The following is a 13147-nucleotide window of genomic DNA, read 5'->3' on the forward strand; positions in this document are numbered from 1 at the left end:
ATCTCTACAAACAATCTACTGGCTTAAATCATATTTATTGCAATTGTATGCTGCCGCTGACATTGACGGTGATTTCGGTTTCGCCCGCCATGTCATTGGCGACACCACCGCTGTTGTCCATTTCCATTTTGGCCGAAGCCGCCAACGCATACATGCGCGGTGGGCGCACATTGACATTGGCATCGCCAACATTCAATTCCACGATTTTGTAATTGCGCGCACCCAACACGCGGGTGATGTGCGCCGCTTGTTGTTGGAAATTGTGTATCGCTTGTTCGGTTAATTGCATTTCATACTGACGGCGTGCGGCAGTGGTCAAACCATAATTTTGCGATTCCAAACGCGCGTCTTGCTGTACTGCAGCCACCAATTGGTTGACCTTGGCCGTGTCTTCACTGAAGACGCTGAATTGGGCGTAATCGCGCCAACCGCGTTTTTCCATTTTGTTGTTCACATACTCGTTGTGTTCGTTAACAGAACGGTTGAGCAACTGCCCTTTCAGGCCGGCTTGTTCGATGGCCGCCATCACCCGATTGAGTTTGACCGTGTTGTCACGACTGGCATCGTTGCGGTTGGCGGCGGTGCTTTCCACCACCAAAGTCACGTTCAATTGGTTTTGCGGCACATTCATTTGCGCGCTGTCGCTCAATTGAATGATGTTGTAATGGATGTCTTTGGCCTGTGCCAACGAGGCGGCGCCCAATGCCACGCCCAAAACTGCCACGGTTTTCCAAAATGCCATAGGTGCTCCTTAAACTTAAGAATGGGGGGTATGTTCAACAATGACCGGCAAGATGCTTGCCAATGGCTGTGTCACCACATCGGCCAAGCTGTATTGATTCAGAAACAGGTAAAATTGTTCCAATGCTTGTTGCAAGATGGTTGGCAAACCGCAAGCCGGCAACAACACGCACGGTGGCTGTTGGCAATTGACCAAGCGCTCACCGTTAACGCTGTTTTGCTCCAACGCTCGCACCACATCGCCTATGGCATAGTTTACAGGCCGCTTGGCCAAGGCAATGCCACCGCTTTTGCCGCGACTGGTATTGAGCCATTGCTGTTGCGCCATAAAGTGCACCACTTTGACCAAGTGGTTTTTGGAAACCTGTAAATCCTCAGCCAAACGCGCAATGGTGACGCTGGGCGCGTCGGTACTGCTCAAATACATCAAAACGCGTATGCCCAAATCCGTGAAGCGATTTAACTGCATGCTGCCAACCCAATTGTGTCAAACAAGTCAGCAGCATACCTTAAATCGCTGATATCCCCCAAATCTTATGCCATCGCCGCCGCAATACCACCGGTATTGAAGGCTTCCATGTGAATTTGTGCGGCAGGAATGCCCAAAGCCTGCAGGCTTTGGTATTGCGCACGCATAAAGCCAACCGGACCACAAACATAGTAATCGGCATCTGCTGGCAACAAATCGGCATCGACTTGCTGCAAATCCAAGCGGCCTATCGCTTGTACTGCCAAATCGGATTGCGGCGCCGCTTCACACGCTAAATACGTGTGCAATTGTGGGAAGCGCTGTTTGATGGCGGTAATGGCATGGCTCATGCTCAAGCTCGCCTCATCGCGACAGGCATGGATGAAACTGGTGGTGTGTGGCATATTGTGCGCCGCGACCTGACCCAACATCGCCATCATCGGCGTAATGCCCACGCCGGCGCTGATGAAGACATTGGCTTTGTCCGCGTTTAGCAGCACAAAATCACCATTTGGATGCGACACTTCCAACACATCACCCACTTGCACATGTGCATGCAAGGTATTGGACACATAACCTGCGGCATAAACCTCGCTGGCGCTTTCGCGCTTCACCGAAATGCGCCATTCATTGCCATTGGCCGCTTGTGACAGCGAATATTGGCGCGGTTGTTTGATGCCCAGTTCAGGCACTTCCACGCGCACCGACACATATTGTCCCGCTTGATAATCTGGCAAGGCAGCACCATCAACAGGCTGCAAATAAAACGAGGTGATGACATTGCTTTCAACTTGTTTGCGCACCACTTTGAAACCGCGCCAACCATTCCAGCCACCTTGTGTCGCCGCTTGTTCGGCATAGCGTTGTTTTTCAGCTGCAATCAAAATGTCGGCCAATTGGCCATATGCCGCCGCCCAAGCCGCAATCAAATCGCTGTCCATGGGCACGTTCAACACCTCGCTGATGGAATGCAATAGGTTTTCGCCCACAATCGCATATTGGTCGGCCTGTATGTTCAAACTCACGTGTTTGGCGACGATTAAATTCACCGCATCACCCAAAACCGCCAAATTCTCAATGTTTTCTGCGTAAGCCAAGACCGCACCTGCCAAGGCTTTGGCCTGAGCGCCGCTGCGTTGGTGCCCCAAATTGAAGGTTGCTTTCAATTCAGGATGCTTGTTCAACATGCGTTGGTAAAAATAATCGGTTAAGGCCACACCGCTTGCGCGCAAAACAGGGACAGTGGCTTTGATGAGTTCAAGTTGTTGTGTGTTCAACATGGTGATGCTTTCATGGGTGTTTGTTTAAAGATGTATTTAAAATACATTATTAATATTAACACAAAAGCGGCCTGTAAACTTACAGGCCGCTTTTTATTTAATGTGAATCAATCAGCGCGTTTCGATGGCATTGAAAAAGCGGCGCAAACCTTGTGCAGCCAACGAAGGCTCGCCTTGTTCCACCAACACCATAGGATGCTCAGTACCATCGGCATAACCCAACCACGCTTCAGCTTGGTGCGCTTGTGAGATCCCTTTCACCACTTGATACGGGATGTCGAAATACTGCACCGAACCATTTTTGCGCCCTGCATTTTGAATGGCTTCAGCAGGCCACGTCGCCACATAATCGTAAGCAGTACCATCAATATCGAAACGAATATTGGTCATGTCTTGCGCACGCACACGGTGGTACACATACAAGCGCACAGTTTGTGGCGTGGTATTGTGCCAACGCGCTTCGATTTCGCGGCTTTGGTCCAATACCCCTTTGCCTTGCAAAGTGGCATATGGCAACATCCAATAATAAGTACTGCCATCTTGGAAATGGCTGCGCGTGTACACACCGCTGCTGTCACTGAACGAAGGTGGCGTTTGCATCAAACTTGAACTTTCGGCCACAGTCTCGTTTTGCAGCGCATCGGCCTTACTGGTTTCAACGATGCCTGTGTGCCTGTCCACATCCGCCACGCACGGACGCGCAAAATGTTCGCCATAGCGTTTTTTCACTTGCTCGTAATTTTGATGACAGGCGCGACCGTCTGCATCTTGCACCAAAATCGGCGTTGTACATGCTGATAATAAGCACGCTGCCAACAGCATGCCTCCTATGTGTCCAAGTTTCATAGCATCTCTTCTCAATCGGGTTACCCGGTTCAATGGGAACACATGGTAAGTTAAATGACATCATTTTGTGTAAAATTTGATGTGATAGCACCGCAATTCGCACCAAAAGACCAACATCGGCACTTGCATTGAATCTTAACGCTCAGCTGCAATTTTACCTGTTAGTCAAACTGTGGTAAAACGCCACTTTAGCGAGCGTTGTTTCGCGCTTCGTGCCACCTTAAATCTTACAAAGACATATGCCATGACCATAATGAATTTACTCAAACCTTTGTGTGTGTGTGTGATGAGCGGCTTGATACTGACAGCCTGTAGTTGGAATACCTATACCAAAGAAGATGGCACTACCGGTTTGCGCCCCACCAATAAATTTGGTCAATCAGTGTATTACGAAGATGGCACTTACGCCCGCGATCAGCGTTATAACGAATATCGCCCCATCCGTCGCGTGTTGAGCGAAGAGCCTGCAAGCCCAAATGATGAGCGTGTGCGCTGGCAGTAAGCCCGCCATAGAGGCATTGTTTTTGCTTCGCAGACCCAGTTTATTAATTTATTCATTTTAAAGTGCTTGTATGAATGCTTCATTGCATATTGTGATTTTAGCGGCCGGTAAAGGCACGCGCATGTATTCCAAACTCCCCAAAGTATTGCACCAAATCGGTGGTTTGCCCCTAGTGCAACATGTGATTAACACCGCCCAAAGTTTGGATCCTGCCTCGATACAAGTGGTCATCGGCCACGGCAAAGAATTGGTACAAGAACAGATACACAGTGATGTTACTTGGGTGGTACAAGACCAACAATTGGGCACAGGCCACGCCGTTAAATGTGCGTTACCGCACTTGCCCAAAGATGGCAAAACCCTGATTTTGTACGGCGATGTGCCGTTAACCGATGCCGAAACCTTACAGCAATTGTTACAACAAGCCGGCGATGAAGTCGGTTTGCTCACCGATGTGTTGGAACACCCGCACGGCTATGGTCGCATCATCCGCAATGAAAACGGTATATGTGCCATTGTTGAGGAAAAAGACGCCAACGCCAAACAAAAAGCCATCCGTGAAATCAATACCGGCATCTTGGTCTTGCCCAACAGCCATTTGGAAAAATGGTTGTCTACCTTGCAAAACAGCAATGCCCAAGGTGAGTATTATTTAACCGATGTGATTGCCTTGGCCGTGGCCGATGGCATTACCGTGCATGGCATGACCGTGCGTGAGAGCTATTTGGCCGCCGGCATCAACAACAAATTGCAATTGGCCGAAATCGAACGCGTGTTTCAATTGAACCAAGCGCAGCAACTGATGACTGCCGGTGTCACTTTGCGCGACCCCAACCGCTTTGATTTGCGTGGCAGCTTAAGCCACGGGCAAGATTGCATCATTGATGTGGGCGTGGTCATCGAAGGCGCATGCGAGTTTGGCGACGATGTCGAAATCGGTGCCCATTGTGTACTGAGCAATGTCAAAATCGGCTCAGGTTGCCAAATTGCCCCATTCAGCCATTTGAGTGATTGTGTGATCGGCAACGACGCCCGCATTGGCCCGTTTGCGCGTTTGCGCCCAAATGCGCATTTGGGCAACGATGTGCACGTAGGCAATTTTGTCGAAGTGAAAAACAGTACCGTTGGCAATGGCTCCAAAATCAACCATTTGACTTACATCGGCGATGCCAGCATAGGCACAGACACCAATGTCGGTGCCGGCTCCATCACGTGTAATTACGATGGGGTAAACAAATTTAAAACCGTGATTGGTGACCATGTGCGCATCGGTTCAGGCACGATGATGGTGGCGCCAGTCAACATAGGCGACAAAGCCACCACCGGTGCAGGCAGCGTCATTACCAAAGACTGCCCAGCAGGCCAGTTGACCATAGGTCGTACCCGTCAGGTGACGATAGAAAAATGGCAACGTCCTGAAAAAACCGACAAATAACACCCAATCACACCTAATAGCAATCTTAGAATAAGGAAGCAGTATGTGCGGCATTGTTGGCGCCATTCGCCAGACTTCAAACGCAGTAGAATTTTTAGTAGAAGGTTTAAAACGCCTTGAATACCGTGGTTACGATTCTTCAGGCATCGCCGTCGATACGCCCAATGGCATAGCACGTGTGCGCCGTGTTGGCCGTGTGGCCTCTATGGAAGAAGCCGCCAACGAAGTGGGCTTAAGCGGCTATTTGGGCATAGGCCATACCCGTTGGGCCACCCACGGCGGCGTGACCGAGCCAAATGCCCATCCACATGTTTCCAATGATTTGATTGCCGTGGTCCACAACGGCATCATTGAAAACTTTGAAAGCGAACGCGCACGTTTGCAAGCTTTGGGCTATGCCTTCAGCTCACAAACCGACACCGAAGTGATTGCACATGCGGTGCATTACGAGTACACCCACGCGCATCAAGGCCAGTTGTTTGCTGCAGTACAAGCGGCCTGTAAACACTTCCACGGTGCTTACGCCATTGCGGTGATTGCACAAGACCAAAAAGACGAATTGGTGGTGGCGCGCATGGGCTGTCCATTGCTGGTGGCTTTGGGTGATAGCGAAACCTTTATTGCCTCTGACGTGTCAGCTGTCATTGCCCACACCCGCCGCGTGGTGTTCTTGGAAGACGGCGATGTGGCGCGTTTGACCACAGCTGGCATCGCCGCATTGGTCGATAAAACTGGTAACAGCGTGGAACGTGCGGTGCGCGTGTCTGAATTGTCATTGGCCTCGTTGGAATTGGGCCCTTACAACCATTTCATGCAAAAAGAAATCCACGAGCAGCCTAAAGCCATCGCCGACACCGCTGAAGTGTTGATAGACGACGCCTTCCATCCCGAAATCTTTGGTGAAAAAGCCGCTGAGGTGTTTAACGACATCCACAGCATCAAAATCTTGGCTTGCGGCACTTCGTTTTATGCCGGTTTGACCGCCAAATACTGGTTGGAAAGCATCGCCAAAATCCCGTGTGATGTGGAAATTGCCAGCGAATTCCGCTACCGCGACGTCATCGCCGATCCTAAGCAATTGATTGTGACCATTTCCCAATCGGGCGAAACCTTGGACACCATGGAAGCGTTGAAATACGCACATTCCTTAGGTCAAACCCACAGCTTGTCGATTTGCAATGTGATGGAAAGCGCCTTGCCACGCGAAAGCGAATTGGTGTTTTACACCCGCGCTGGTGCCGAAATTGGCGTGGCCTCAACCAAAGCGTTTACCACCCAATTGGTGGCCTTGTTTGGTTTGTCTGTGACTTTGGGCATTTTAAAAGGCCATGTCGATGCGGCCAAACAGCAAAGCTATTTGGAACAATTGCGCCAATTGCCAGGCAGCATCCAACACGCGTTGAATTTGGAACCGCAAATCGTGTTGTGGGCACAGCAATTCGCCAAAAAATCCGATGCACTGTTCTTGGGTCGTGGCATCCATTACCCAGTGGCTTTGGAAGGCGCGTTGAAACTGAAAGAAATCACTTACATCCATGCCGAAGCCTATCCAGCCGGTGAATTGAAACACGGCCCATTGGCCTTGGTGGATGAAAACATGCCAGTGGTGGTGATTGCGCCGCACGACAAACTGCTCGACAAAGTCAAAGCCAATATGCAAGAAGTCAGCGCCCGTGGCGGTGAATTGTTTGTGTTTGCCGATTTGGACAGCAATTTCACCGAATCGGAAGGCGTGCACGTCATCCGCACACCGCGTCATGTTGGTGATTTATCGCCGATTTTGCACACCATTCCGGTGCAATTATTGTCTTACCACGCCGCTTTGGCGCGTGGCACCGACGTCGACAAGCCGCGCAATTTGGCCAAATCGGTAACCGTCGAATAATCCGCTGACACCGCCGCCAGCAGCGGCTGGTAATCCTACAACCACAATGTGTGTTCATCACATTGTGGTTTTGTTTTTTGGTTTGCATCACACCTGTTGATACATTTACAGGCCGCATCAGTGATTTGATGCGGCCTGTAAAACCAATACCCTGCTCGATAGCAGGGTATTGAAAATGTGAAAGTAAACTGGGTTATGACTTCCACCACAATGGCGAACGGTTTTGTTCGGCCTCATGGTCGGGGCCCAAAGGGATGTTGCTGCGGTCGCGCAAGGTCAAGGCTGCCAATAAGGCCAATACCGTCATCGCGCCCAAATACAGGGTGACCGCTACGGTACTGCCTGTTTTGCCGATGAGATAAGCAGCGATCATTGGAGAAAACGCGCCGCCAAAAATTGAACCCAAGGCATAGGATATCGACACGCCAGAGAAGCGGATGGAAGCGGGAAACAATTCCGATGCAAACACCGATTGCACGCCATATGTCAAACCGACACCGACCGACAACAAGACCAAGGCCAGCAACACTGTCCAAATACTGCCCATGTTCACCAACCAGAACAAGGCCGCCACACCGATAATTTGCACCAAAAAGCCAACGATGTACATATTGCGACGGCCAAACTTGTCTGACCAGCAACCTGATAACCACGTGAACGTCAGCCACACCAAAGCCGAGAAAGTCACCACCAACAATACGGGCGTGCGCTCCATGCGCAGCAAACCAGCCGGATCTGTAGTATAGTTTTGGATAAAGCCACCGGTAGTCATATAACCGACGGCTGTGGTGCCTGAAAACACCAGCGCTGCCAACAATACCGTCGCCGCATGGTGTTTGAACAATTGTGCTATCGGGGTTTTGGAAGCGGATTTGCGCTCTTTGATTTCCTCAAATACTGGGCTTTCATCTACCGAGCTGCGTATCCAATGACCGATGAACAATAAGGCGATACTGAACAAGAACGGCACGCGCCACCCCCACTCCATAAACGCCTCTCCTGGCGACACCACTCCCGTCATCAAGGCCAACATCGCCGACGACAATAACAAGCCCAAAGGCACACCCAATTGTGGGAAAGCACCAAAGCGGCCACGTTTGCCAGTGGGCGCATGCTCAACCGCCATCAACACTGCCCCGCCCCATTCACCACCGGCGGAGATGCCTTGCAAGATGCGCAGCAAGATTAACATCACCGGTGCCAACACACCGATGTTGGCATACGTCGGCAACAAACCGATTAAGGCAGTAGAACCGCCCATCAACACCAAAGTCGCGACCAACATCGCGCGTCGGCCCAATTTGTCACCAAAATGGCCGGCCAAAAATGCGCCCAACGGGCGGAACAAAAAGCTGATGCCGACTGAGGCAAAGGCCAGCAAAGTCGCCATGCCCGCACCAGCGGGTTGAAAGAAAATTTGATTGAACACCATGCCCGCGATCGCGGCATAAATGAAATAGTCGTACCATTCTATGGTGGTGCCAATGATGGTGGCGTAAGCGACACGCTTCTCGTTTTGGCGTGCGTGGTCGGCCTGCTGCACAGTGGCAGCCAAGGTTTTTTCCATGTTTCTTCCTTCTTTGTAGGTGTGAATGCGTGGTTCACGTCGTTATTATGTTGAAACCAAGGTGAGGCAGTTTCTGCCCCACTGGCAGCACGCCCAGCTCTGTGGCGAGCGTGCTGCGGTGACTGCGGCCTTAGGCGACTGCTGCCAATTGTGCCTGCCACCACGGACACACTTCTTGCATGGTGTGGTGATTGCCGGCCATCACTTGCACCAATTCGCGGTGGCCATCACGAGCGGCCTGTATGCGCAAATCGCGCGCTTCGCGTTTCTTGTCTTCGGTGAGCCACGAGCGCTCATGCCCCCACAGGCTGGGGCCATATTCGCATTCAAATGGCTGCCACGTCGCAGGTTCAATCTCGCGCCCGCCCCAACCGTATTCAATCATCACGCCAGCCGGACTTTTGAAGTAAAACGAGGTCATGAAATCATTGGTATGGCGACCCAAAGTCACACCAACCAACTCATCGCGCTGCGCCAAATCATAGGCTTGACCCACATCGTCGAGCGAAAACAATTCCATCATCAAATGGTGCACACCGTTGACACCGGTTTCCACCATTGCCAAGCTGTGGTGGCGACTGTTGGTGTGGAAGAAATAAGCGCGAAACGGGCGCAACGCATAATCGCTGAGTTGAAAACCCAAGATGTCTTCATAAAATGGCTTTACCGCGTCTATGCTGCTCACCGTGAGCACAATGTGGCCCAAGCCTTGGGTGCCGGTGCGAAAACCCGAAATATTGCGACTAGGCACAAACAGCGTGTCAGCCACCGCCGCGCCGTAAAACACCTCCAACGGATTGCCCAATGGGTCTTGCAAGCACACCAATTCGCTCACATGGCGCTGTGCGGCCAAGGCGGCCGAGCCGCGGCTGAACGCCACATCATGCGCATCCAAATGGCTTAAAAATGCCTCAAACGCGGCCTTATCGGCCACTTCCCAACCAAAAAAGCGCTGCGCCGCATCGCCATCGCTGTCTATCACCACACGCTGCTTGCGGTCGTCCATGCGAAAGCTCAAGCTGCTGCGAGCTGCGTCCTGTAATTGCAAACCGATGTACTCGCTGGCGAAATACTGCCATTGCTGCAAATTTTGGCCTTTAAAGCCGACATAGCCCAAAGAATGTAACCACATCCTGCTCTCCTTTATGCCGGCGCATACGCCTCAACTGTTTGTTCTATCGCGCCAAAAATACTATCGCCATTGGCATCCAAAGCCTCAATGCGCACCACATCGCCATACGTCATAAACGGCGTTATCGCCTCGCCCGTGGCAATGGTTTCGAGCATGCGAATTTCTTGCAAACACGATGAGCCGACTTGTTCAGGATTGCGGTTGGACACCGTGCCCGAACCGATGATGGTGCCAGCTTTTAAATTGCGGGTTTTGGTGGCATGGGCAATGATTTGGGCGAAGTTGAAATTCAAATCGGTGGCGGCATTTGGCGCGCCCAATTTTTGGCCATTTACATGGCTGACCACGCTGGCATCCAGGGCGCTGTTGCGCCACAAATCGGCCAATTCATCCGGCGTGACCGCCACTGGCGCAAACGCGGTGCTGGGTTTGGATTGGTAAAAGCCAAAGCCTTTGGTCAATTCAGGCTTCATGATCAGGCGCAGGCTGACATCGTTGACCAGCGTCACCAATTTGATGTGCGCATGCGCTTGCTCCACGCTCACACCCATCGGCACATCGTCGGTAATCACCGCAATTTCCGCCTCCAAATCCAAACCCCAGTCATCGGCAGCAATGTAAATGGGGTCGTGCGGGCCACTCAAATCATCCGAGCCACCTTGGTATAACAAAGGCTCGTGGTAGAGCATTGCCGGCATTTCGGCACCGCGGGCTTTGCGCACCAATTCCGCATGCGACAAATAGGCCGAGCCATCACACCACTGGTAAGCACGCGGCAACGGCGCGGCAGCGTGTTGGGCAGAAAAGGCTTCACCACTGTTGGTATCGGCATTCAAAGCGGCAGAAGTGGCCTGTAACAAAGGTTCACAGCGGCTCCAATGCTCTAATGCATATTGCAAGGTAGGAGCAATGTCGCTGACCACGGCATAACGGCTTAAGTCTTGGCTGACCACCACCAACACGCCATCGCGTGAAGTGGGGGTTTTGATGCTGGCTAATTTCATGTTGTTTTCCTTATGGCGGTGTAGATGCATGAATATAATTATCGTATTTTGATAATAAATCAATATAAATTTTACTTTTATTGTGTAAAAATTTAAGTTAATTCCTATACAATATTGGTGAATATAAAAAATTAACGGTTTTTGTTTACTTTATATTTTTATCAATATACGATAATTTAAACCAATAAATCACACAATAAGGCCAACAGCCTACACATGGGAGACAACAATATGGAACAAACACAGATTTTTGACGTGGCCATCATCGGCATGGGGCCAGTGGGCGCGACTTTGGCCAATTTACTCGCTGGTTTGGGACACAGCGTGGTGGTGTTGGAACGCGAAAAAGCCATTTTTGCCTTGCCACGCGCCATCCATTTCGATGGCGAATGCATGCGTGTGTTTCAAAACATCGGCATCGCCGCCACACTGTTGCCCAAAATCATCCCCAGCCCTGGCATGAAATTTGTCGATGTCGCTGGAGAACCCATCATCACATGGGAGCGCTCTACCGATTTGGGCAAACACGCGTGGTGCGAAAGCTATAAATTTTACCAACCGGAATTGGAACAAGCGCTACGCGAGCAGTTGCAGCACTACCCCCGAGTCGATGTGCGTTTACGCCATGAAGTCTTCAGCGTGGAGCCACAAGACGACAGAGTCACACTGAGATTTGAAGACACTGCTTCCGGCAAAATCGACGCCCTCAGCGCCCGCTATGTGATTGGCTGTGATGGTGCGCGCTCGACGGTGCGCCGCTTTATGGGGGTGGAATTGAACGATTTGCAATCACACAAGCAATGGGTGGTGGTAGACACCGTGTTGCACCAAGACAAGCCGGAATTGGGCTTTCATTCCATCCAATATTGCGACCCGAAACGCCCATGCACATATTCGCGCGGCCCCGGCTTGCGCCGCCGCTGGGAAATCATGTTGGTAGATGGCGATGATGCCAAACAAGTGACCAGCGATGCGTGGTTGTGGCAACAATTGCAAGCATGGATTACGCCTGATGAAGCGGTGTTGCAGCGTGCGGCCTTGTACACCTTCCACTCAGTGGTGGCGAAACAATGGCGTACAGGCCGCTTGTTCATTGCCGGTGATGCCGCCCACCAAACGCCACCGTTTATGGGCCAAGGCATGGCAGCAGGGATTAAGGACGCGGCCAATTTGGCATGGAAACTGTCGGCCGTGCTAATGGGTGACAAAGACGCGGCTTTGTTAGACACTTATGCCAGCGAGCGTTTGCCGCATGCGCGCGAATTCATCGCCACGGCGGTGAAGCTTGGCAACGTGATCCAAGAACAAAGATTGGATGATTTTGGTGAGCACATCGGCGACTCTTTGAAAAACTTCCGCACCCCACAACCGCATTTGGGTGCGGGCCATTTCCATTCCACACCGTCGCCGCACAACGGTGAAGTGGCACCGCAATGCTTCTTACGCAGTGGCGAGCGTGTGGACGATGTCGCGCCCTATCAAGCAATATTATTGTTACACCCTGATGCCTCTGCAACAGATGCGGCCTGTAAACCCGATGTGCAGATGATTCGTACCGATAGCGACAGCAGCTTGGCCTATTTACAGCACCTCCAAGCGCGAGCGGTGTTAATCCGCCCCGACCGCTATGTGTACGGCATTGCCAGCCAAGACAGCGACATTGTGTCTTTACTGGCATCATGGCAACACCAATGCGCGCCGCAAACCGCCGCCGTTTCTGTTTAAACCCAAGGAAGACTGATGACTACCCGTTTAACCCCCGTATCGGCATTGCAATTGGATGCCGAGCAACAAGCCATTTTGGACAAAATCGCCGCTTCGCGCGGTGGCAACCTCAACGGCCCCTTTCACGCTTGGATACGCAATCCCGAATTCGCCGATTTGGCGCAAGCCTTGGGCAAATATTGCCGCTACGATTCCAGCTTGAGCCTGCGTCAATCGGAATTGCTGATCGTGGTGACGGCTGCTTTTTGGCACAGCCAAGCCGAGTGGGCGATACATGCGCCCATTGCTGAAAGCGCGGGCGTGTGTCCACGCGCCATTGAAAAAATTCGCACCGGCATCACCCCGAATTTCCGTCAAGACGATGAGCGCTTGCTGCACATCGTGGCCAAAACCGTGCTTGAGCAAAAACAATTGCCAGACGATTTATACGCCGAAGCCTTAGCCTATTTTGGCGAGCACGCATTGGTCGACATCGTTGGCATCATCGGCTATTACTCGATGGTGGCCTTAACCTTGAACGCTTTTGACATCCGCGTGACCGCGCCGCAAGCTTAATCGCAA

General features: G+C 51.6%; 12 protein-coding genes. 5 read left to right on the forward strand and 7 right to left on the reverse strand.

The features are described from left to right. Nucleotides 1-34: 34 nt before the first annotated feature. The 4 genes from BN3003_RS01675 to BN3003_RS01690 form a co-directional block, all read right to left on the reverse strand. On the reverse strand, nt 35-742 hold the full coding sequence (locus BN3003_RS01675) for an SIMPL domain-containing protein (RefSeq protein WP_058305002.1): 708 nt from the start codon (nt 740-742) through the stop codon (nt 35-37). Nucleotides 743-757: 15 nt separating this feature from the next. Next, entirely contained in the window at nt 758-1210 is a 453-nt protein-coding gene (locus tag BN3003_RS01680; protein WP_058305003.1) for an Rrf2 family transcriptional regulator, read from the reverse strand. Nucleotides 1211-1275: 65 nt separating this feature from the next. Further along, entirely contained in the window at nt 1276-2490 is a 1215-nt protein-coding gene (hmpA, locus tag BN3003_RS01685) for an NO-inducible flavohemoprotein (protein ID WP_058305004.1), read from the reverse strand. Between the two features lie 111 nt (nt 2491-2601). After that, nucleotides 2602-3336, reverse strand: coding sequence for a cupin domain-containing protein (locus BN3003_RS01690; protein ID WP_147645299.1), 735 nt, complete (start codon nt 3334-3336; stop codon nt 2602-2604). 244 nt (nt 3337-3580) lie between these two features. On the opposite strand from BN3003_RS01690, the gene BN3003_RS01695 reads away from it, so the two are divergent. From BN3003_RS01695 to glmS, 3 genes are all read left to right on the forward strand, one after another. Beyond that, nucleotides 3581-3838: a hypothetical protein gene (locus tag BN3003_RS01695; RefSeq protein ID WP_082625486.1), complete on the forward strand. Its 258-nt coding sequence runs from the start codon at nt 3581-3583 to the stop codon at nt 3836-3838. Nucleotides 3839-3908: 70 nt separating this feature from the next. Then, nucleotides 3909-5273: a bifunctional UDP-N-acetylglucosamine diphosphorylase/glucosamine-1-phosphate N-acetyltransferase GlmU gene (gene glmU / locus BN3003_RS01700; protein WP_058305006.1), complete on the forward strand. Its 1365-nt coding sequence runs from the start codon at nt 3909-3911 to the stop codon at nt 5271-5273. Nucleotides 5274-5316: 43 nt separating this feature from the next. Continuing rightward, nucleotides 5317-7158: a glutamine--fructose-6-phosphate transaminase (isomerizing) gene (glmS, locus tag BN3003_RS01705; RefSeq protein ID WP_058305007.1), complete on the forward strand. Its 1842-nt coding sequence runs from the start codon at nt 5317-5319 to the stop codon at nt 7156-7158. Nucleotides 7159-7351: 193 nt separating this feature from the next. Here glmS and BN3003_RS01710 read toward each other — a convergent pair whose 3' ends face one another. From BN3003_RS01710 to BN3003_RS01720, 3 genes are all read right to left on the reverse strand, one after another. Beyond that, entirely contained in the window at nt 7352-8725 is a 1374-nt protein-coding gene (locus tag BN3003_RS01710; protein WP_058305008.1) for an MFS transporter, read from the reverse strand. A gap of 130 nt (nt 8726-8855) precedes the next feature. Beyond that, nucleotides 8856-9857, reverse strand: a complete 1002-nt coding sequence (locus tag BN3003_RS01715) for a VOC family protein (RefSeq protein ID WP_058305009.1) — start codon at nt 9855-9857, stop codon at nt 8856-8858. 11 nt (nt 9858-9868) lie between these two features. After that, nucleotides 9869-10861, reverse strand: coding sequence for a fumarylacetoacetate hydrolase family protein (locus tag BN3003_RS01720; protein ID WP_058305010.1), 993 nt, complete (start codon nt 10859-10861; stop codon nt 9869-9871). A 231-nt stretch (nt 10862-11092) separates the two neighbouring features. Between BN3003_RS01720 and mhpA the strand changes: the two genes are divergently transcribed. Both mhpA and BN3003_RS01730 read left to right on the forward strand, forming a co-directional pair. Further along, nucleotides 11093-12586 (forward strand): bifunctional 3-(3-hydroxy-phenyl)propionate/3-hydroxycinnamic acid hydroxylase MhpA, encoded by a 1494-nt coding sequence (gene mhpA / locus BN3003_RS01725; RefSeq protein WP_187119836.1) that lies wholly within the window; start codon nt 11093-11095, stop codon nt 12584-12586. A 15-nt stretch (nt 12587-12601) separates the two neighbouring features. Beyond that, the gene (locus tag BN3003_RS01730; RefSeq protein WP_058305012.1) at nt 12602-13141 is read left to right on the forward strand and encodes a carboxymuconolactone decarboxylase family protein; all 540 of its coding nucleotides are present in this window, start codon (nt 12602-12604) and stop codon (nt 13139-13141) included. The last annotated feature ends 6 nt before the right edge of the window (nt 13142-13147 follow it).

The organism is Vitreoscilla massiliensis (assembly GCF_001457815.1).
Classification (GTDB): Bacteria; Pseudomonadota; Gammaproteobacteria; order Burkholderiales; family Neisseriaceae; genus Vitreoscilla; species Vitreoscilla massiliensis.

Coding starts and splice junctions, on each gene's coding strand:
- BN3003_RS01720 (WP_058305010.1), bottom strand. CDS start 10,861: ATGAAATTAGCCAGCATCAAAACCCCCACTTCACGCGATGGCGTGTTG.
- BN3003_RS01695 (WP_082625486.1), top strand. CDS start 3,581: ATGACCATAATGAATTTACTCAAACCTTTGTGTGTGTGTGTGATGAGC.
- BN3003_RS01730 (WP_058305012.1), top strand. CDS start 12,602: ATGACTACCCGTTTAACCCCCGTATCGGCATTGCAATTGGATGCCGAG.
- BN3003_RS01710 (WP_058305008.1), bottom strand. CDS start 8,725: ATGGAAAAAACCTTGGCTGCCACTGTGCAGCAGGCCGACCACGCACGC.
- mhpA (WP_187119836.1), top strand. CDS start 11,093: ATGGAACAAACACAGATTTTTGACGTGGCCATCATCGGCATGGGGCCA.
- hmpA (WP_058305004.1), bottom strand. CDS start 2,490: ATGTTGAACACACAACAACTTGAACTCATCAAAGCCACTGTCCCTGTT.
- BN3003_RS01690 (WP_147645299.1), bottom strand. CDS start 3,336: ATGAAACTTGGACACATAGGAGGCATGCTGTTGGCAGCGTGCTTATTA.
- BN3003_RS01715 (WP_058305009.1), bottom strand. CDS start 9,857: ATGTGGTTACATTCTTTGGGCTATGTCGGCTTTAAAGGCCAAAATTTG.
- BN3003_RS01680 (WP_058305003.1), bottom strand. CDS start 1,210: ATGCAGTTAAATCGCTTCACGGATTTGGGCATACGCGTTTTGATGTAT.
- BN3003_RS01675 (WP_058305002.1), bottom strand. CDS start 742: ATGGCATTTTGGAAAACCGTGGCAGTTTTGGGCGTGGCATTGGGCGCC.
- glmU (WP_058305006.1), top strand. CDS start 3,909: ATGAATGCTTCATTGCATATTGTGATTTTAGCGGCCGGTAAAGGCACG.
- glmS (WP_058305007.1), top strand. CDS start 5,317: ATGTGCGGCATTGTTGGCGCCATTCGCCAGACTTCAAACGCAGTAGAA.